The organism is Paractinoplanes abujensis (genome assembly GCF_014204895.1).
GTDB classification, from domain to species: Bacteria; Actinomycetota; Actinomycetes; order Mycobacteriales; family Micromonosporaceae; genus Actinoplanes; species Actinoplanes abujensis.
The window spans coordinates 3,864,823-3,884,244 of sequence record NZ_JACHMF010000001.1; the positions used below are offsets into that span (position 1 = coordinate 3,864,823).

Here is a 19,422-nt window from a genome sequence, read left to right on the forward strand (position 1 = left end):
CCGCAGCGTGGCCGTCCGGGTCGCTGCGGGGATCCGCCGGACGGGGGCCGGAAGATCAGCCTTCCCCGGCCGAGGACTGCAGCTCCAGGTAGTGATGCACCGACCGGATCACGGATGAGCCCTCTCCGACGGCGGCCGCCACCCTCTTCATCGAACCCAGCCGGACGTCACCGGCCGCGAAGACGCCGTCCAGCGACGTCTCGTACCGCAGCCGGCGCCGGCCCGGCGACTCGGGCAGGTCCGCGTCGGTGAGCACGAAACCGTGGTCGTCACGTCGCACTCGCTCGGGCATCCAGGCGGTCCCCGGGTCGGCCCCGATGAAGCAGAACAGGCCGCGCGCGCCGACGAGCCGCTTCTCGCCCGAGCGGGTGTCATGCAACTCCACCTTCTCCAGACGGTCACCGCCGAGCACGGCGCCGATGACCGTGGAGGACGCAACGTCGATGGAGTCATGGGCCATGATCCGGTCGATCAGATAGTGCGACATCGACTCGGTGAGCGCATTCCGCCGGATCACGATGGTCACCCGGGTGCAGCGCCGAGCCAGATGCAGAGCCGCCTGGCCGGCCGAGTTGCCCCCGCCCAGCACGACCGCCTCCGCACCGGCGCAGAGTCCCGCCTCCAGCTCCGTCGCGGCGAAATAGATGCCGGCCCCCTCGAACCGGTCCCAGTTGTCCAGGGGCAACCGCCGGTATTCGGCCCCGGCCGCCACCACCACCGCACGGGCGAGGGCACGGCTTCCGTCGGTGAGGGTCAGGACGAAACCCGTGGGGCCCGGCTCGATCGCCGCAATCCGGCTGGGGCTGCTGATGCGTGCCCCGAACCGTTGCGCCTGGATCGTCGCGCGGCTGGTCAGGTCGGCGCCGGAGATCCCGTCCGGGAAGCCGAGATAGTTCTCGATCCGGGAACTCGTCCCGGCTTGACCGCCGGGGGCCGTGGCGTCGAAGACGACCACGCGCAGCCCTTCGGAGGCCCCGTAGACGGCGGCGGCGAGCCCGGCCGGCCCGGCGCCGACCACGGCCACGTCGTAAGGCCGGTGGTCGTCAGGTGCTGCGCTCAAACCCAGGGCCGCCGCCAGCATGTGCGGGGTCGCCCGGCGCAGGACTCGGTCCGCGGCGATGACCACGGGCAGATCGTCGCCGGCTGCGGTGGCCGCCGAGGCGTCGAACTCGGTGAACCGGTAAGGAACGGTGTTGCGGCTCAGAAACGTCCGCAGGGCCAGGGTGTGTTCGGACAGCGGCGTGCCGATGACCTCGATCGGGCTGCGTTCCGCGCTGTCGGCCAGACGCAGCTGCCGCCGGGCGACCAGGGCGGCCACCAGGACGTCGGCCACTTCCGTCTCGCGATCCAGCAGCGCCCGCAGACGCTCGGGGGTGATCCGGACGACGACACCGGCCACAGAGGCGCGGGCCGTCACGTACGGACGCTGCCCGGTCAGCAGATTGAGCTCACCGACGAAAGTGCCCGGCCCGAAGGTGGCGAAGGCGACATCGCGGCCCCGGGACTCGTCGCGGACCTCTATCTCGCCCGACAGCACGACGACGAGGTCGTTGCTCTCGTCGGCGGGCGAATAGATGATCTCGCCGGCCGTCATCTCCCGCCGCGACCCGTATCGGGCCAGCACGGTGAGCTGGCTGCCGGTCAGGGCCGGGTAGGCGGGCCGGTCGTCAGCCGGTTCGGATGCGGTCACGGGATCAGCATGCCCGATCGGCTCAGCGCCGGTAGCTCGCCGGGGTCAACCCGTACTGCCGCCGGAAGGCCGCGGCGAAACGGCTGGCACTGGTGTAACCGCAGGTCATGGCGACCTGCTGGACGCTGAGGTTGCTGTTGCGCAGGAGGCCGGCAGCACGGTGCAACCGGATACGGGTGAGGTAGCGATGGGGGGTGACCCCGGTGGCTTTCGTGAAGGTGCGCAGGAAGTGGAACTTGCTGATGTTCACGAGACCGGCCAGCTCCTCCAGCCGGATGTTGTCGCCGATCCGCTCGTGCATGTAGTCCACGACACGGGCGAGCTCACGGCTGCCCAGCAGGCCCGGATCGGCGACTATCCGGGCCCGCGCCGCCGGATCGGCCACGCCGGTATGGACGAGATGCGTCAGCAGCGACTCCGCCACCATGTCGGCGTAGAGGCCCGCCGCACCGGCTGCGAGGGCGTTGCGCACCGCAGCCAGGGACGTCGACACGTACGGGTCGTCCACCGACAGTGTGTCCAGGGCATCCACGTCCTCGTGCGCCACGCCGAAATCGTCCAGTGTCTGGTGCACCGCCGCGGCCGGGTACCGGACGTGCAGCGACTCGAGCGCCTCGGGCCCGCTCGAACGCCACCGGAAAATGCTCTGCCGGTGCGGTGCGTTGACGGCCACCGACCCGGGGCCGTAGTCGGCGGAGCGCCAGAAACGCTCGTGTCTGCTCTCGATCCGGTACCGGCCGGCCACCACCCCGATGACGACCAGATCGTGCGCGGCCGGGCCGGTGAACTCCGGCAGCTCGGCCGGATCCCGGCACAGGTCGGCGCGGATCATTCGCCAGCCCAGTCCGACGCTGGAAGCCAGCGGCACGCCAGGACCGTTCGCCCGGACCGGGGACAGCACGGCCCGGGTCACAGCGTGGCCCCCGGGTGCCGTCCGATGTGTCGCGTCGGAGTCTGGCCGTATCGCTTGCGACACGTACGCACCAGGTGGCTGCTGTCGGCGAAGCTCCACCGGGCCGCCTCCCTCACGCTGAGCCGGGTCCCGGAGCCGGCCAGGTCAGCCAGGGCACCTTTCAGCCTGCGGCGACGCACATAGACCATCAACGGCTCCCCTCGTCGGCGAAGGCCCTGCCCCGGGCGAACGGTCGCTGACGCTACTACGCAGGCGTTTCCTATCGGCTCGGACCGAACGACGTACGGAAAAATCCGCCCGGAACCCGTACGGACCGATTTTTGTTCGCCGGCTCCGCGGCTCGGCCGACCACGGACGGCACCGGGACTCGGCCGCGCGACCAACGCGACGAGCCGTCGCGCTGGGCCCCGGCTCGTCAGGCCCGAAGCCTGCCACCTCCGCGGCACGACCAGCCACGACACTTCGCCGTCGAGGTGTGCGCCGCACGCATGGCTCGTCAGCGCTGAGGTGGCCTCGGCTCCGCGGGCTCGCTCTCCCCCGCCGTCGTGTACTGCCGCAGCTCGTCCTGCAAGGCGGCGACGACGGCCACGACACCCGGCGACCGGTTCGCCGCCGTCACGATGAGAGTGTCCCGCCGGTGCACGAGATGCGGGTCGATCACCGGCAGCCACCGCACCCCGGCCGGGACGATGTCGGCGGCCATTCCCGGCATCACGGTGACACCGATCCCCGCGGCGACCAGGCCCAGGCGGGCGGGCCAGCCGTGCGCCTGGCCCCCGATCCTCGCCCCGGCGAGCGTGGGCCAGGGCCCGAACTGAGGTTCGCCCTCCCGGCCCACACCGACGATCCACGCCTCCTGTGCGAGGTCGTCGATGTGCACCTCGGCGTGAGCCGCGAGCGGATGATCGGCGCTGATGGCCACGCCGAGCGCGCGCCGGGTGGTGACGACGTCGACGCGGAGCCCGTCGAGGTCGTACTCGGGAAGACCGGGACCGGCCGCCATCACAGCGACATCCGCACCGCCGGCGCGCAGCCGCAACAGCTGGGCGGGGCTGCTCGCCTCCCACACCGCCACGGTCAGGGCCGGGTGCTCGGCCCGCAGGCGGCTGACGGCCCGGGGCACGACCCCCGCGGCCGCGGTCGGATAGGCGCTGACGGTGAGATGACCGGCGACCTGGTCGCGGAGGCCCGCCATCTCCCGCTCGGCCGCCTCGATGTGGGCGAGCACCTGCCGGGCGTGCCGGAGCAGCGCGTGACCCGCGGTCGTGGGCAGCACGCCGCGGGCCTGCCGCTCGAACAGGGGGCTGCCGACCGCAGCCTCGACCACGCCGATCTGCCGGGAGATCGCGGACTGCGTGTAGCCGAGCGAGCGGGCCGCGCCGGTGAAAGAGCCCCACCGGGCGACCTCCACCACCACGCGCAGCCCGAGCAGCGTCAGCTCGGCCATGGTGCCTGACGGGAGTCGACCGTCCTCATCGGTCCTCGAGCCTCGGGTGCTCCGCGTCCGCGGCGTAGGCGCTCTCCCGCTGATCTTCCAGGGCAGCCAGCCGCGTCCGGATGCCGGCCGTGACCGCCTCGTAGGCGTCGCAGGGTGGCCGCAACGCGATCGCCCTGGGCCGGCGTCCGCTCGGCGGGTTCCCGGCCGGGGCCGCGCGAAGCACCGGTGATGAACCAGGTGGTCATGAAGGCTTCCTTTCCGGTGAAGAGGTCAGCTACGGATTCCCCCGTCCCGTAACCACCGGGAACCGCTTGTTGCGGCGAAACCGCCGGCGATTGCGGAGTCATGCGGGCGCGGCATGCACCCATGCGCAACCGTCGTGATTTGCCTGGTCACCCGGCGGAGATGTCATCTCGTACGGGCACGGAACGGGCCCGATCTCACCCCTACCGAGGACACCCATGATGAACACACCCCGGCCGGTAATGCCGTTCTCTCGTCGCGCGACGCTTTCCGCCATCGCCGGCGTCGCGGCCACCGCGGCTCTCGGCGCCTGCGGCCGGTCGTCCGGTTCGACGCCCGCCGCGGCCGCTACCCCCGCACCATCGGCCACCCCGTCCGCGGAACCGAATCTGTCGGCCACCGACCCTTCGCTGGAGCCGCGAGCCCGGGCGTTGGTCCGCATCGGGGAGGAGGGCATCGCCCGCGAGAACCAGGCGGCGCTGGAGGCCTTCTTCGCCACCGACTTCGTCTTCCACGGTCCCGACGGCGGATCGCTGACCCGCGAGCAGCTCTGGGACTATTTCGCGGCCTGCCGGCGCGCCTTCGACGACTTCCAGGTCACCCGGCAACAGTTCTTCTCCGACGGCGGGGCCCTGGCCGGCGCCCGCACCACCTTCTCCGGCATCTTCGCGCGCCGGTTCGACGCATCGCCGATCGGCCCCCTGGAGCCCACCGGCGCCCGCGCGATGTACCGGATCAACAACGTCTTCCGCTACCACGAGGACGGGAAGCTGGCCGAGGAGTGGGCCCAGTACGACAGCCGGCTGTTCCTCGAGACTCTAGGCGTCCGGCTGGTTCCGGCCGGCCCGCGGGCGTCCTGATCAAGCAGCCGCGCGACCACCCGGGATCGCTTCCCGTTGCGGTCCCGGGTGCCTGCGTTGCGAATATTCGGCTGCTAATGACGCTTGGCCCCGTCGGACGTTCGGCAGAACACTAGAGTGATCGACCGTGGACGAGATCGACGCAGCAATTGTGGCGCACCTGCAGGCCCATGCGCGGCAGACCAACCGGGACCTGGCCCAGGCGGTCGGCGTCGCCCCGTCGACCTGCCTGGAGCGGGTCCGGTTGCTGCGCGACCGCGGCATCATCACCGGGTTCCACGCCGAGGTCGACCTCGGGGCGCTCAACCGCGGTGTCCAAGCGTTGCTGCACGTGCAGGTCCGGCCTCTGAGCCGCACGGTCATCGAGGGTTTCAAGGCGTACGCGATGGGTCTGCCCGAAGTGCTGTCGGTCTTCGTGGTGGCCGGCGGCGACGACTTCCTGGTGCACGTCGGAGTGCCTGGCGTGGACAGCCTGCACGCCTTCCTCATGGACAAGTTCAGCGGACGGCGGGAGATCGCCGGGTTCCGCAGCTCGGTGATCTACCAGCACACCCGTAAGGCGGTCATCGAGCCACTCGACCCGTGAGCCCGGTCAGCGGCCACTCAGGACGGAGGCGGCCGTGCTCGACCGCCCGGCTGCGCCGCGGTGTCACCGGCGGCCGGGCGACGCCGCCGGCAGGTGAGCAGCGCGCCCGCGGCCAGGGCGGCCGGGAGGAGCAGCAGGCCGCAGAAGGCCAGCACGAGGGGCGGTGAAGGCCAAGCCGGCCCAGGCGCCCCAGACCGCCGCGACCGCGGTGATCACTCGTCCGGCCGGGCCGAACGCGGTCGCCGGCAGGTGACTCAGCGGCACCGCCGTGGTTCCGGCGGCGCTCCCGGGAACCCCGATCGTCGTCACCGCGAGCGCCAGACAGAGCACCGAGACGAGCACGAGCGTGAGTCCGGTGGCCAACGGCAGACGACGGCGCGGTCACAGCAGCGGGAAGCGCTTGGTCAGCGCGGTGACGCGGTTGCGCGGGCCGTAAACGGCGATCCCGGCGTAGTCGACGTCCTCGGCCGGGGTCTCCGCCAGCGTCGCGAGGTAGTCGTCGTACGCACGGGCGCGCCGGGCCACCTCGCTGAAGCCGACGACGAGCAGATCCGGCCGCTCGGCTGCCTTCTGACGCAGCTCCCGCAGTTGCTCGCGGCCGGCTGTCACGACCGGAACCGGGTGAGGGTTGAGGCCCGGATGCACGCCGCCCGAGGCGTCCTTGCCGTCGGCGCCGAGGGAGTCCGCGAGCCGGGCGCCGACGCTGAGACCCAGAACGGCGGCGGCGTTGACGGCATGACCGGTGGGAAGCGTTTCGTCGACCACCAGAACCAATTTGGTCGCGGGGCGCGCGACTTCTGCTGAACTAGACACGAGACACGAAGTTAGCCAGCTGTCCGGGGCCCGCGGCGCAGTTCTGAACGTCGTTCGAGAAAGAGCGCCCCACCCGGAGAACGCCGAACATTATTCGACGCAAAGCCTCCACGCCCGGTCGAGCAGACACTTGGCCTGAGACGGCCGCACGAAGTACCGCGACCCGAATGCGTCGGCACCTGGACCCACGGCACTGTCACGCCGGCCGCGGTCCTGGCGGCGCCTCAGGCCTCGATGACCAGGGCGCCGGACCGGCGTTATCTTCATGACATGAGCGTGATCTTGCCGCCCCCGGTCCAGGCCTTCTTCGACGCCACGAACGCCGGCGACACTTCGGCTTTCCTGGCCGCCTTCGCCGACGACGCGGTCGTCGACGACTGGGGCCGGCAGTTCCGCGGCCACGAGGCGATCAGGGGATGGAACGACCGCGAGAACATCGGCGTACGGGCGCACTTCGAGGTCACCGGGGTCGAGGTGAAGGACGGCAACCACGTGGTGGCGGCGACGGTGAGCGGCGGCGGCTTCAACGGGCCGAGCCACTTCGTCTTCCAGATCGCCGGCGATCACGTCACCCGCATGACCATCACCGGCTGATGCCCCGCCGGCCCAGGGCCCTGACCGGGCCGGCCTGGAAAGCGATGTCGCCCTCACGGTTGACGAACCGTCCCGTGCCCGAGCCGGGTCCCTCGGTGGCGAGCGCCACGACGGCGTCGGTGCCCTCGGTGACGGTCTGCGGGCCGGAGTGGTGGTTGAAGTCCGTCGCGGTGTAGCCGGGATCCGCGGCGTTGATCCGGATCTGCGGCATCCACTTGGCGTACTGGGTCGTCAGCATGGTCAGCGCCGCCTTCGACGCGGTGTAGGCCGGGAAGATGACCTTGGACTCGGCCCGCGCCGGGTCATGGGTGGCTGCGAGCGAGCCCATCTCGCTGCTCACGTTGACGATGACCGGGTCGTCCGAGCGCTGCAGCAGCGGCAGGAAAGCCGAGGTGGTCCGCACGACGCCGACCACGTTGACCTCGAGGACCTCCCGGATGTCGGCGACGTCGGTGGATCCGAAGGTGCCGGGGACACCGGCGTTGTTGATCAGCACGTCGATGTGACCCTCGTGCCGCTCGACGTCGGCGGCCGCCGCAGCGACCGACACCTCGTCGGTGACATCGATCTGGACGAAACGAGCACCCAGGGTCTGGGCGGCCGCGGCGCCGCGAGCGGCGTCGCGGCAGCCGAGCAGAACGGTGTGGCCGGCCTCGACGAGACGACGGGCGGTCTCGTAGCCGAGGCCTTTGTTGGCTCCGGTGATGAAGGTGATCGTCATGCGTCCCATGGTCGGCCGGCCCCGGCCGGCCAGCCAGGGAAGACTGTTACCACCTTGGGCCGCGGCTCGCGAGGGATGATCTGACCATGACTTCGGAACTCGGCACGGTCCTGCGCGCCTGGCGTGACCGCCTCACCCCGGCCGAGGTGGGCCTGCCGGCCGGCCGCGGACGCCGTGCGGCCGGGTTGCGCCGGGAGGAACTCGCCGACCTGGCCGGCATCTCGGTCGACTACGTCGTGCGCCTGGAACAGGGCCGGTTCACCACCCCGTCCGCGCAGGTCGTCGCAGCCCTGGCCCGGGCTCTGCAACTGACCGCGGCCGAGCGGGACCACCTCTACCGGCTGGCCGGCATCGTGGCGCCGGCCGACATCTCCGATCACATCCCGCCGGGTCTGCAGCGCATGCTGAGCCGGCTCGGGGAGACCGCCGCCGTCGCGGTGTTCGCGGCGGACTGGCAGATGATCCGGTGGAACCGGGGCTGGGCGGCTCTGCTGGGCGACCCCTCCGCGGTGGCCCCGGCCCAGCGCAACTTCGCCCGTGACAGCTTCCCGGCCGGGGAGAGCGGCCCACACCTGTCCCAGTGGCCCGTGACATCGCTGTCGCGCGACATGACCGAAGCCGCCGTCGTCTCCGATCTGCGCCGCGCGACCGGCCGCTTCCCGGACAGCCGTCGCCTCGCCGTCCTGATCCGCGACCTCAAGCGGAGCAACCGCCGTTTCGCCGAGCTGTGGTCGGTGGGGACGGTCGGCGCCCACCGGGAAGATCAGAAGATCATTCATCACGGGGTGGCCGGCCCCATCGCCGTCGACTGCGACGTGCTGACCGACGGCGACGCGGAGCTGAAACTGGTGATCCTCACCGCTGCGGCCGGCAGCGAGGACGAGACCAAGCTGCGACTGGCCCTGGTCTCCGGCAGCCTCGGGCCATCAGCCGGCTGACCCTCTCCCGGTGGGCCGGAAGCTGCGCCGGGGCCGTCACCTCGGCCGACCGGCTCGATGCCGTTCCACTCTGCTGACCGCCGCCGGGCGCGTGCGTGGACTCGCCGATCCCAGGCCGGAGCCCGTCCGGGGGAGATCGGGAATCCGTGCCCCGACCGGCGGGAAGGGCGGAGCACCGAGAAGGATCGAGCCGCGACGCTAAAGCCGATTGGCGGCCAGGAACGCGTTGATGTGCGGGTGGCGGCCGGCCACGGCGACGTCCCGCCAGTAGCGCTGCAGCGGGTTGGACTCCGCGAAACCGCTCGCGCCGTGCAGGTCGAGCATGAGGTCCATGGCCGCGCGGCAGTCCCGGGCCGCACCGGACATGTCGAGGCCGTGGTCGCCCGGGCCGGCCGCCGCGAGGGCGAGCATCGTACGTTCGGCCCGCCGGGCGAGGGAGGTGGCCTCGGCCCGCCAGGTGCGCGCGGCCGGGGACTCGCCCATGGAGGCGTACGCGCTCAGGTAGGGCTTGCGATCGGAGGCGAACATCGCGGTGATCAGATCCAGCGCACCCAGCGTGGCCCCGACGACCGGGGCCAGCGCGGTCAGGCCGAAGAGCACCATGTCGCCGGCGAGTGCGGCGAAGTCGAGCGGCGCCACGCGCACGGCCGGCACGAGGACGTCCTCGGCGACGAGGGTGTGGCTGCCGGTGCCGCGCATGCCGGCGGCCGACCAGGTGTGCTCGACGCGCAGGTCGCGTGTGGGGAACAGGGCCCAGGACAACGTCCCGTCGATCAGCACGGCCAGGCCGGCCCACTCCGCGTCCTCGCAACCGGAGACGTTCGCCCAGCGGCCGGTGACGCGTACGCCGCCGAAGGCTTTCTCACCCCGGCCGCCCGGCGTGCCCGACCCGGCGAGAAGCGCGTCCGGGCCGATCACGTCGCCGATGGCCCGGCGGCTGAAGATCTTGCCGGTGAGCGAGGTGCCGGCGATCCAGCTGGTGGACGGGCAACCGCGGGCCAGCTCGGTGAGCAGCTGGACGGCCTCGGTGGCGGTGCGATCGTGCAGGGCGAAAGCGCCCGCCTCCCGGGCGGCCTGCAAGCTTTTCGCGGTGGGACGGCCCTGGCGTTCGGTCTCCGCGGCCTGCGCAGCCAGGATTTCCACGAGTGGTGATGTCACGCCGTCAACCGAAGCAGCTCCGGCTCCGCGCGACCATGCGCGCGCGGCCCGAGACCATACGCGGACGTACCATCGCGGACGTGGACATGATCTCTGCGGCGCTCGGCAGCGTCCGGGCCCTGCGCGTGAACGGGCGCCGCATCACGGAGTCGGGCGCGTGGGGGCTGCGCTTCCCGCCGATGGCCGTGCTCGGCTTCCACGTGATGCTGCACGGTGAGGGGTGGCTGATTCAGGAGAGGATCGACCCCCTTCCCGTACGGCCGGGGGACGTGATCTTCACCGCGGCCGGTGTCGTGCACGGGTTCTCCCCCGCGCCGTGCACCCTCGACGACCTGCCCGTCTTCACGGTGGAGGAGCCCGCGCCGCCCGGAAAGGCCGACTTCGAGTTCCTCTGCGGCGCCTACCGCATGCAGGACGGCCGGGTGCCCGCCCTGCTGCGGAAGTTGCCGGAGCTCGTCCTGATCACGCCGGACTACGCCGAGCAGCCGGAGCTGCGGACGCTGATCGACATGTTGCACGCCGACTTCGACCGGCCCGAACCGGGCACCGGCGCGGCCCGGGCCGCCCTGATCGACCTGATGGTCGTGCAGATGCTGCGCCAGGTGCCGGACCGGCCGGAGGTCACCGACCCGGGCATCGCCGGCGCGCTGCACGCGATCCACGAGCGCCCCGAGCGGCCGTGGACGGTGGAGCAGTTGAGCTCGGTCGCGGGGATGTCGCGCACGACCTTCCACCGCCGCTTCACCGCCGTGACCGGCACTCCCCCGATGGCGTATCTGGCCGACCGGCGGATGAGCCTGGGCGCCCAGCTGTTGCGGGCGAGCCCGGCGCCACTGGCGGCCATCGCGCGGCAGGTCGGCTACTCGACGGAGTTCGCCTTCTCGGCCGCGTTCCGCCGCACCTACGGGGTGGCGCCGGGTCAGTTCCGCGCCTCCTGAACCGCGGCCACTGCGGGCCGGGGACCTATCGTTGACAAGTGATCGCCGACCTTGAGACGTTCCAGGACGAGCTGGCGGGCAGCGGTTTCCCGCCGATGGTCAACACGCTGGCCGGGGCGGGCTTCCAGGCCCGGATCGCCACCCGCGATCTCGGGCCGTTGCGGATGGTGTCCCTGGCTACGCCCGAGAGCGCGTGTGTCGGCCGGGAGCGTGACGCCCGCGACGGCCGGCACCTCGCTATCAAGGTGATGACGCGGGGCCGGACGCGGATCGAGCAGGGCCACGGCGAGACCGCACTCGGTCCGGGCGATCTGGTGCTGCTCGACCCCACCCGCGGGGTTCGGTTCTCCAGCACCGCCTCGGCGCACGTCACCATCCTGGTTCCGCGCCGCGAGCTGCGGCTCCGCCCCGCGCATCTCGACCGGCTCCTCGGCGTACGCATCGACGGCGCCCACGGTCCGGGCGCCCTCGTCTCCGCGGTGGCCCGCGAATCGGCTCGCTCGGTGACCGGGTTCCGCGAGGGCGACGCGCGACGGTCCGCGGCGGCCGTCGTCGAACTGATAGCGGTGGCGCTCGAGGCCCGGCTCGGCGACGAACGACCGGCCCCGGACGAGCGGCTGCGCGACCGGATCACCGGCTACATCGAGGCCCGGCTGGCCGATCCCGAGCTGGGCCCACCCGCCATCGCCGCCGCCCACCACATCTCCGTACGCCGGCTGCACAAACTCTTCGAGGACCAACCCCTCACGGTCGCCGCCCTGATCCGTCGTCGCCGCCTGGAGCGCTGCCGGGCCGAGCTCATCGGGGGCGGACGCACGGTCACCGCCGTGGCCACCCGGTGGGGGTTCACGGACCCCACGCATTTCAGCAAACTCTTCAAGGCCACGTACGGCTACAACGCTCATGCACTGATGACCAGCAACCGTGCACGGATGACCAAGACGCGCTCGGACAGCCCGGACCAGGATGGTGATCGCCACAGCATCCGAGAGCAAGGAGACAGTCATGGCGAGGGTGTCCATCGTCCGCCCCGGTGAGGGCGAAATCCTTGCCAGTGGGCCGGCGCAGGTCCGGATCCTGGAGACCGGCGAGCACACCGCGCACCGGCTGGGATTCGCCGAGATCACCGTCCCGCCGGGCTTCCCGAGCCCGTTGCAGCACCGCCACTCCCAGCACGACGAGGGTTTCTACGTGCTCTCGGGAACCATCCGGTTCACCGTCGGCCCGGACGACCACGACGCCGGGCCCGGCACCTGGGTCATCGTGCCGACCGGGGCGCCGCACACGTTCGCCAACCCCGGCGACGAGACGGCGGTCATGCTCAACACCTTCACGCCGGACCTGTACGTGCAGTACTTCCGCGACTTCAAGGCCCTGATCGATTCCGGACAGCCGGTCAACGCCGCTTCCATGGAGCCGCTCTGGAAGAACTACGCCACCGAGATCTCGACCGAGTACGCGCCGGCTACGGCGACCTCACCGGGCCCCGCCGCGGTTCAGACGTTCATGGCGGTCGGGACACTCCGCCCCGATACCGACTTGGCACGGTTCGGCGCGCTGCGAGAGGCAGAACACCGGCAACTCGCAGTGCTCCGTTCCGAGAGACGGGTCGGGGCGCACTACGTTTCCCCAGCGCGGGGTGCAACCTTCGTCGAGATCATCGCCGCCGGCGAGAAGGAGGCAACCGAGACGCTGCGCACCCTGCCCTTCGCTCAATTCTTCGACGTCGAGGTCTATCCGACCGTGCCGCCGGACGCCGCCGAACTCGCTCACCGCGCCCAGCTGTAACGACTCCGCCGGCCGGGGCGAACCCGCCGACGACCTGATCCAGATGAGCGTCGCCGGCTTGATCAAGGCGGTCGACCGGTTCGCGGCCGATCGCGGCACCGAATCGCGCAGATGCTCAACTACGTGGTTCGTCGGCGAGCAGCAGATCGTCGGCAGGTGGGGTCACCAGTTCGCAATCGGAAGGCACCGGGGCCGGGCTGCGCCACTCGGCGAGCAGCACAGTGGCGTCGTCCTGCAGACGGTCGTCCTGGTAGTGCAGGATGGCGTGGACGAGCCGCCGGGTGATCTCAGGCAGGGGCAGGTCGTCGGCGACGGCCTTGGTCGCGAAGTCGATGAGCCGGTCGGTCCCGAACTGCTCACCCTGCGCGGAGCGGGCCTCGATGATCCCGTCGGTGTAAAGCAGCAGCCGGTCATTCGATTCGAGGGCTTCCTCGACCACTATCGGCGAACGCCTGTCACCCAGCGTGACGGGCAAAGCGGTCGGGGTGGGCAAGACTTTGACGACTTTGCCCTGGCGCAGGATCATCCCGCTGGGGTGTCCGGCCGAGATCACCTGCAGGATTCCCGTACGTTGGTCGAGCTGCGCCAGCACGGCGGTGATCATGCCGTAGCGGTCGTGGTCCCGTACGGCGTCGTCGATGTGGTGGTAGGTGTCGGTCAGGGTCATGCCGGCTCGGCGAGCGTTGCGGTAGGAGGCCAGCGCCAGTGAGGCCAGGATGACCGCGCGCATGCCGCCGGAGGATCCGTGCCCGGCCGCGTCGAACAGTGCAAGGTGGGCGATGTCGCCGTTGACGGCGTAGTCGAACGCGTCGCCGCCGACGTCGTAGCAGGGCTCGAGGATGCCACTGATCATCAGATGGCCGGTGGAGAACGTCAGCGGGGGCAGCTGCGCCCGGAGCATCTCGGCGGCCAGCTGCATGGGTTCGCAGCGGCGCACCTGTTCGATGGTGTCGCTGTAGAGACTGCGGGTGACGATCAGTTCCGCCAGCAAAGACGCGACGGACACGTAGTCGTCGACGGCCTGATCGCTGAGTTCGTGGTCGGCGTCGATCTCCAGGACGCCCATGCGTTCGCTGCCGTCGAGCAGCGGCACCCACAGCGTCGTCGCGCCGGCGTCCTGGCCGGCACAGGGCGTGGCCAGGCTGTAGGCCCGGCCGGCGAGGGTGCCGTCGACGCTGATCGGCTTCCGCGACGGAGCGGATCCGGCGAGCAGCGGCAGCAACCGGCGCTGCTGATGATCAACCAGATAGATGACCATGGCGGTGGCGCCGGCCCCGCGGGCGGCTCGCATGGCCATCTCCGGCAGGTCCTCCGGCCGGGCGTGATGCGATTGCCGCAGCAGCCGCCGCAACACTTCCACACTGCTCATGCCCACTCCGCTCACGGCGTCCGACCCTACGGCTGCACTCTCCTCCAGATATCGCCAACCGCAACTCACCCCGGTCACGGGATCAGACGATTGCCACCCGGATGGTGTCCAGGGTGGAATCGGACGGATCGGGCAGCACCATGCCCGCGGCCACGCCGGACCGCAGGTAGTCGACGATATCCGCACTGATGCGCTCGCCCGGCAGCAGAGCCGGGATGCCGGGCGGGTACGGGGTGACCTGTTCGGCGCACACGCGGCCCACCGCGTCGCCGATCGCCACCGTCTCGGTCGGGCCGAAGAACGCGTCACGCGGCAACAGGACCGGATCGACGTCGAAACTCGCGGGGACCGGAAGATGCACGGCCTTGGCCGCGGGCAGGGTCGCGGCACCTGCGGCCAGGCGGTTCAATGATTCCAGCAGCCGACCGGCGGTCTCGTGGTCGTCGGCCATCGACAGGGTGGCCAGGATCCGGCGATGATCGGACAGGCCCATGTCGATGCGGCAGTGTTCCCGGAGCCAGTCCGCGGCCTGGTAGCCGCTGATGCCCAGCCCGCTGACGTCGATGAGGACTTGCAGCGGGTCGAGCTCGTGGCCGGCCTCGGCCCCCAGCAGCTCCTTCTCGACGACGTGCAGACCGTCCACGGTGCCCAGCTCCCGGCGTACGTGCCGGGCCAGCTCGATCGCGTCGGACAGCAGCTGGTGACCGTGCTCGACCATCTGCCGGCGCCAGGCGTCGAGGCCGGCGTAGACGACCGTGTTCGGGCTGGTCGTCATGAGCAGGTCGGCGCACGCGGACAAGTGCTTCGCGTCGACCAGGTCGCCCTGCGAGTGCAGCACCGAGCCCTGCTCGAAGCCGGCGCCCATCTTGTGCACGCTGACGACGCAGATGTCCGCTCCGGCGTCCATGGCCCATGTCGGCAGGTCCTCGTGGAACGGCAGGTGCGCGCCCCACGCCTCGTCGATGATCAGCGGTTTGCCGCGCCGGTGGCAGACCTCGGCCAACGCGGCGATATCGGCGCAGGTCCCGTACGGTGTGGGGCTGACGATCAACGCCCCGGCCGCCGTGGGATGTTGCCGCCAGGCCTGCTCCAGCTGGGCTGGTGACGGCGGGTGGGCCAGGTGCAGGTTCTCGTCGTACTGCACCGGCACCCATCGCGGCTCGACGCCGGTGAACACCAGCCCGGCCGTGATCGACTTGTGGGCGTCGCGGCTGATCAGAAGCTCGCCCCGGCCGCCGGCGACGGCGAGCATCGCCGCCTTGACCGACAGCGAGCTGCCGGCAGTGGAGAAGAACGACTGACCGGCGCCCACCGCGTCGGCCATCAACTGCTCGGCGTGCGACAGGTAGCCCTGCGAGGACGACCGGTCGTCCAGCCCGCTGGAGGCCAGCATGTCGGCCCGATAGGTGGAGTCTCCCAGGATGTCGCGGGCCTTCCGTACCACCACCGTCGGACCCCAAACGACGTGCCGGCCCATTCACACGATTCAGTCGGGCCGAACTCGGTGCCGAGGCCCCGGCCGCGCTACCGGTGACCGCGGAGATCCCGGCTGAGCCGCTCGACGGACGAGGGCGATCACGCGTCGTGGCGCGGCAGCCGCACAGTGGCAACAGTCCCGCGGGGGCGGTTGGAGGTCAAGGTGATGGTGCCCCGGTGCCGTTCGACGACGGTGCGGCACAGGGCCAGGCCGAGACCGTTGCCCGGCACGTCCGTGTGGCGGGCGTTGTCGCCACGGTACAGCCGGCGGAACAGGTCGACAGTGGGGTTGGTGGGCAGACCCACGCCGGTGTCGGCGACGGTGAGCAGAGCCGCGCCGTCGTCACGAGTCAATCGCACCGAGACCTCGGCGTTGTCGGGGCTGAACTTGACCGCGTTGTCGATCAGATGGGTCACGGCCTGCCGTAGCCGGGCGCCGTCACCCCGCACGAGCAGGTCGTCCACGACCGGCGTAACGACAGTGACCCCCCGTACGGCCGCTGTTTCCTGCACATCATCGATGGCTTCGCGCAGCACGGCGGCCAGATCGACCGGGCCGTCGGCCAGCATCAGATGTCCGGAGTCGAGGCCCGCCAGGTCGAGCAATTGATCGAACAGTTGCCGCAACTTGCGGCTGTTGCGTTCCATCACGCCGACCATCTCGCGTACGTCGTCGGAAAGTTCCGGCATCTCGGCGATGAGCTGGGCGTAAGCGGTGACCGTGGTCAGCGGGGTCCGTATCTCGTGACCGGCGAGCGCGACGTAGTCGTCGGTGACCGCGGCAAGATGCCGGGCGAGATCGTCGGCTCGATGTTGTTGCAGGTGGGAACCGATGTGACCGGCGATACCGGTGAGCAGGACGGCCAGCCCGGGCTCGGGTTGCTGCGGATTGCGGGAGAAGAAGGTCATGACGCCGGTGACCTGACCACCGGCGGTGATCGGAACAGCTCCGGCGGCGCGGAAGGTGGTGGCGGCCCGGATCTGGGGTACGACCGGCGAGCCGGCGTCGTGGATGTCAGGGACCCAGACCAGCTTGCCGGCCTGCCAGCAATGGCCGGCCAGCCCCTCGCCGACAGCGAACGAGTCGGGCAACGGCACCGGGGGTTCGCCGGGGGCGGCGTAGGTGGCGTCGCAATGGAGCCGGTCGGTCACCGGATCGCGCAGCCACAGCCGAACGTAGGGCCAGTTCAGTCCGGTGCCGACGGCGTTCACTGCCTGCCGGCGCGCCGCGACGGCACTGACCCCGCCGGCCAGCGCTTCCAAGACCGCTGTCTTGCAGTTCTCGTAGACGTGTGACAGGTGGCCGGCGGTGACGTCGTGCACAGCGGCTGCCGCGCCGATGATCTCGCCGTGCTCGTCGCGCACCGGCCGGGCGTTGAGCGTGAGCCAGCGCTGCCGGCCGAGCCGGTCGGTGGCCAGTATCCCGGCCTGCCGCACCGACTCACCCGACAAAGCCCTGGCCATCGGCAGCTGCTCGGGACGCAACGGCCGGCCGTCGTGGGTGCGCAGTCCGAACCGCTCCGGCCAGTTCGCGAGCGGAATTCCAGCGCCGTGAGTGCCGAAGAAGTCGCTGAGGTCATCGTTGTAGAACGTCAGCCGGCCGGTCGTGTCACAGGCGGTGAGACCCGCATCGACGCAGGACAGCAACACATCGGCGACCCTCGGCCCGGGCGCCGACGGCGGGCGGCCGGACTCCCCCGCGGTCACGGCCAGATGAGCGGCGATGACGTCGGACAGTTCCGTGATGTCGAAGGGCTTCTGCACGGTCGCCATCGAGGCGCAGCTACCGATGCGGGCCTGATCGTGCGGAGACAATGCCGTCACCAGCACCACCGGGACGTCGGCGAGCAGCGGATCACCACGAAAAGCCCGGCACAGCTGGACGCCGTTCATCTTCGGCATGTCGAGGTCGGCGATCAGCAGGTCCGGCCGCTGCTCACCGGCCGCCGTCAGGGCCGCGGCGCCGTCATCCGCGACCATCGTCGTGCACCCGAGCCGACGCGCCACCTCGACGATCACCTTCTGGTGATCGCGGTGATCCTCCGCGATCAGGACCAAAGCCACCGGCAAATCCTAAAATGGCACAACACCGGGCGTAGCGGCTTCGCTGATTCACGGTCACCTCGACGTGGCCCCATCACTGAGCGAGTGCATCCGGCGCGGGTTGCCGGCCACCGGTTCCCGCCGGCAGCGAGCACCCCTGAGCCGGACTCAGGTGTACGACCGTGGCCGCAGGGGTAGCAGATTCGCCGCTGCGCGGCGGCCGATGGCGCCGGACAGCGATCGACGTTGTCGGCGGGGACCTGAGAGTGAGGCGGTGACCTGTGCGATGAGCACGCTGACAGCCCATTTCGATCTGCCACTGGACCACACCGCCCCGGGCTGGGCCCGCGGTGCGGTCGCTGCCGTTCTGGGTGGATGGGGCCTGCGGGATCAGCAGTGGCTCGACGCGGCCGTCACGGTGGTCAGTGAGCTCGTCAGCAACGCCGTCCGGCACGGCGGGGGCGAGATCGTGGTCGATGTCGAGGCACACGGTGGCCGGGTGATCGTCTCGGTGGCCGACGGTTCCAGCGTCGTGCCGCGTCCGCGCCGCCCGGACGGGTCCGGCGGCCTCGGGCTGACGATCATCGAGGCGTACACCGTACGGTGGCACGTCGAGACGCACGAAGGCGGCAAACGCGTCCGGGCCGAACTGCCGCCGTGCCCGGGCGACACGATCAAGGCCGGCGGCACGATCCGGACGGAGGAGTCATGAACATCACCGTTCATCGTGAGCAGGACGGCACCGTACGGCTGACGCCGGCGGGCAACCTGGACATGGCGACCGCCGGCGACCTCGATCAGCACGTCGCCGATGTCTTCGCCGGCGAGTCCGCTCACACGCTGATCGTCAACGCGTCCGAGGTGGCCTTCTGTGACTCGTCCGGCATCCACGCCCTGTTACGCGCCCGGGAGACCGCGCACCGGTACGGCGCTGCGTTCCAGCTGAGCAGCCCGACCGGCATCACCCGGCGCACGCTGGAGGTCACCGGTCTGCTCACCCCGCTCACCACACTGAGCACCTCCGAGGGCAGCGGCCACGGCTCAGCGGCCGCGCGACCCTGACGATCGGGGAAAGTGCGGGCGGGGAGTCCGCCCGCCCTGGCCGGAGTGCGGACGCCGACCTGACGGCGTGACAGCTTTAGTGGTGCGCTACGGCGGTGAGGCGGCGGCCGACGCCGCGTTGTACCGGGCCGAGCAGCCCGGCCGGGACGCGTCGTCGGCCCTGACACCGCTCACCCGGTGCCGGTCAGACGCCGGTGGATGGGGACAACAGCGTGGTCGCGTGGGCGGCGGCTGTTGTCAGGGCCGGCAGGTCAGCGGGTTTGAACGCCCGGGGCTCGGTGTGCATGAGGATCAGCGTGCCGACGAGGTGACCGTCGGTGTCGTGCAGCGGCACACCGGCGTACGACCGCACTCCGCACACCGTCACGATCGGGTTGTCCATGTGCGCGGGGTCGTCGTGAGTGTCGTCGATGATCAGTGGGCTGTCGTGTTTCACCACAAGCGCGCACGGCGCCCAGCCGATGGGTACGCCGCCCGCATCGACGATCCATTCCGGCATGCCGTGGGACGCGAGCACGAAAGAGTTGTTCGTCCAGATCAGGTTGAGGGCGACTGTGGCGCCAGGGAAGGTCCCCGCGAGTGCGTCCACCAGCTCGGACAATCCCGTCGCGGTCTTGTCGTGGAGGCCGGACAGCGCCGCCGCAACCGCAACGAGGCGGGCGGGCTCGAGCAGGCGTGTGCCGCACGGGGAAACAGAGGACGGCCGGGTGGACAGGCTGTTGCTCACGAGTGCTCCTGACGAGGGTCGGGCTTGAATGCCATTAGGTCTGACGTTAGGCAGGGTGCGGTGCC

Annotated in this window: 19 protein-coding genes; 9 read left to right on the forward strand and 10 right to left on the reverse strand. The window is 70.8% G+C overall.

What is annotated here, in order from left to right:
* Positions 1-55 precede the first annotated feature (55 nt).
* The 3 genes from BKA14_RS17210 to BKA14_RS17225 form a co-directional block, all read right to left on the reverse strand.
* Positions 56-1,690, reverse strand: a complete 1,635-nt coding sequence (locus tag BKA14_RS17210; RefSeq protein WP_184951947.1) for an FAD-dependent oxidoreductase — start codon at positions 1,688-1,690, stop codon at positions 56-58.
* A gap of 22 nt (positions 1,691-1,712) precedes the next feature.
* Entirely contained in the window at positions 1,713-2,558 is an 846-nt protein-coding gene (locus BKA14_RS17215) for a helix-turn-helix domain-containing protein (protein ID WP_184951948.1), read from the reverse strand.
* Between the two features lie 541 nt (positions 2,559-3,099).
* Complete coding sequence (locus tag BKA14_RS17225; protein WP_184951950.1) at positions 3,100-4,050, reverse strand: LysR family transcriptional regulator; 951 nt, start codon at positions 4,048-4,050, stop codon at positions 3,100-3,102.
* A gap of 476 nt (positions 4,051-4,526) precedes the next feature.
* On the opposite strand from BKA14_RS17225, the gene BKA14_RS17230 reads away from it, so the two are divergent.
* Positions 4,527-5,144, forward strand: coding sequence for an ester cyclase (locus BKA14_RS17230; protein WP_184951951.1), 618 nt, complete (start codon positions 4,527-4,529; stop codon positions 5,142-5,144).
* Positions 5,145-5,271: 127 nt separating this feature from the next.
* Complete coding sequence (locus tag BKA14_RS45090; protein WP_184951952.1) at positions 5,272-5,730, forward strand: Lrp/AsnC family transcriptional regulator; 459 nt, start codon at positions 5,272-5,274, stop codon at positions 5,728-5,730.
* A 381-nt stretch (positions 5,731-6,111) separates the two neighbouring features.
* Here the strand turns inward: BKA14_RS45090 and BKA14_RS17240 are convergent, their stop codons facing one another.
* Positions 6,112-6,543, reverse strand: a complete 432-nt coding sequence (locus tag BKA14_RS17240) for a DUF2000 domain-containing protein (protein WP_184951953.1) — start codon at positions 6,541-6,543, stop codon at positions 6,112-6,114.
* 270 nt (positions 6,544-6,813) lie between these two features.
* On the opposite strand from BKA14_RS17240, the gene BKA14_RS17245 reads away from it, so the two are divergent.
* On the forward strand, positions 6,814-7,137 hold the full coding sequence (locus BKA14_RS17245; protein ID WP_184951954.1) for a nuclear transport factor 2 family protein: 324 nt from the start codon (positions 6,814-6,816) through the stop codon (positions 7,135-7,137).
* Here the strand turns inward: BKA14_RS17245 and BKA14_RS17250 are convergent.
* Complete coding sequence (locus BKA14_RS17250; protein WP_184951955.1) at positions 7,127-7,858, reverse strand: SDR family NAD(P)-dependent oxidoreductase; 732 nt, start codon at positions 7,856-7,858, stop codon at positions 7,127-7,129. The genes BKA14_RS17245 and BKA14_RS17250 overlap by 11 nt on opposite strands.
* Before the next feature lie 86 nt (positions 7,859-7,944).
* Between BKA14_RS17250 and BKA14_RS17255 the strand changes: the two genes are divergently transcribed.
* Complete coding sequence (locus BKA14_RS17255; RefSeq protein WP_184951956.1) at positions 7,945-8,796, forward strand: helix-turn-helix transcriptional regulator; 852 nt, start codon at positions 7,945-7,947, stop codon at positions 8,794-8,796.
* Positions 8,797-8,994: 198 nt separating this feature from the next.
* Here BKA14_RS17255 and BKA14_RS17260 read toward each other — a convergent pair whose 3' ends face one another.
* Positions 8,995-9,954: an acyl-CoA dehydrogenase family protein gene (locus BKA14_RS17260; RefSeq protein ID WP_184951957.1), complete on the reverse strand. Its 960-nt coding sequence runs from the start codon at positions 9,952-9,954 to the stop codon at positions 8,995-8,997.
* An 86-nt stretch (positions 9,955-10,040) separates the two neighbouring features.
* On the opposite strand from BKA14_RS17260, the gene BKA14_RS17265 reads away from it, so the two are divergent.
* Genes BKA14_RS17265 through BKA14_RS44065 form a run of 3 tightly spaced genes read left to right on the forward strand, consistent with a single transcriptional unit; the run spans position 10,041 to position 12,680 of the window.
* A complete protein-coding gene (locus tag BKA14_RS17265; protein ID WP_239093661.1) occupies positions 10,041-10,892 on the forward strand; it encodes an AraC family transcriptional regulator in 852 nt (283 codons plus the stop codon).
* 38 nt (positions 10,893-10,930) lie between these two features.
* The gene (locus tag BKA14_RS17270) at positions 10,931-11,929 is read left to right on the forward strand and encodes an AraC-like ligand-binding domain-containing protein (RefSeq protein WP_239093631.1); all 999 of its coding nucleotides are present in this window, start codon (positions 10,931-10,933) and stop codon (positions 11,927-11,929) included.
* Positions 11,898-12,680 carry a cupin domain-containing protein gene (locus BKA14_RS44065; RefSeq protein ID WP_239093632.1) on the forward strand — a complete coding sequence of 261 codons (783 nt, stop codon included), beginning with the start codon at positions 11,898-11,900 and terminating at the stop codon, positions 12,678-12,680. The genes BKA14_RS17270 and BKA14_RS44065 overlap by 32 nt, the downstream gene beginning before the upstream one ends.
* A 115-nt stretch (positions 12,681-12,795) precedes the next feature.
* On the opposite strand, the gene BKA14_RS17285 is transcribed toward BKA14_RS44065, so the two are convergent.
* The 3 genes from BKA14_RS17285 to BKA14_RS17295 all read right to left on the reverse strand — a co-directional run bounded on the left by BKA14_RS17285 (position 12,796) and on the right by BKA14_RS17295 (position 17,589).
* The gene (locus BKA14_RS17285) at positions 12,796-14,049 is read right to left on the reverse strand and encodes a PP2C family protein-serine/threonine phosphatase (RefSeq protein ID WP_184951959.1); all 1,254 of its coding nucleotides are present in this window, start codon (positions 14,047-14,049) and stop codon (positions 12,796-12,798) included.
* 82 nt (positions 14,050-14,131) lie between these two features.
* The gene (locus BKA14_RS17290; RefSeq protein ID WP_239093634.1) at positions 14,132-15,496 is read right to left on the reverse strand and encodes an aminotransferase class I/II-fold pyridoxal phosphate-dependent enzyme; all 1,365 of its coding nucleotides are present in this window, start codon (positions 15,494-15,496) and stop codon (positions 14,132-14,134) included.
* Between the two features lie 128 nt (positions 15,497-15,624).
* Entirely contained in the window at positions 15,625-17,589 is a 1,965-nt protein-coding gene (locus tag BKA14_RS17295; protein WP_184951961.1) for an ATP-binding protein, read from the reverse strand.
* 265 nt (positions 17,590-17,854) lie between these two features.
* Here BKA14_RS17295 and BKA14_RS17300 point away from each other — a divergent pair, with 265 nt between their 5' ends.
* Positions 17,855-18,280, forward strand: coding sequence for an ATP-binding protein (locus BKA14_RS17300; RefSeq protein ID WP_184951962.1), 426 nt, complete (start codon positions 17,855-17,857; stop codon positions 18,278-18,280).
* Positions 18,277-18,630 (forward strand): STAS domain-containing protein, encoded by a 354-nt coding sequence (locus BKA14_RS17305; protein ID WP_184951963.1) that lies wholly within the window; start codon positions 18,277-18,279, stop codon positions 18,628-18,630. The genes BKA14_RS17300 and BKA14_RS17305 overlap by 4 nt, the downstream gene beginning before the upstream one ends.
* A 184-nt stretch (positions 18,631-18,814) precedes the next feature.
* Here the strand turns inward: BKA14_RS17305 and BKA14_RS17310 are convergent, their stop codons facing one another.
* Positions 18,815-19,357 (reverse strand): GAF domain-containing protein, encoded by a 543-nt coding sequence (locus tag BKA14_RS17310; protein ID WP_184951964.1) that lies wholly within the window; start codon positions 19,355-19,357, stop codon positions 18,815-18,817.
* Positions 19,358-19,422: the final 65 nt, after the last annotated feature.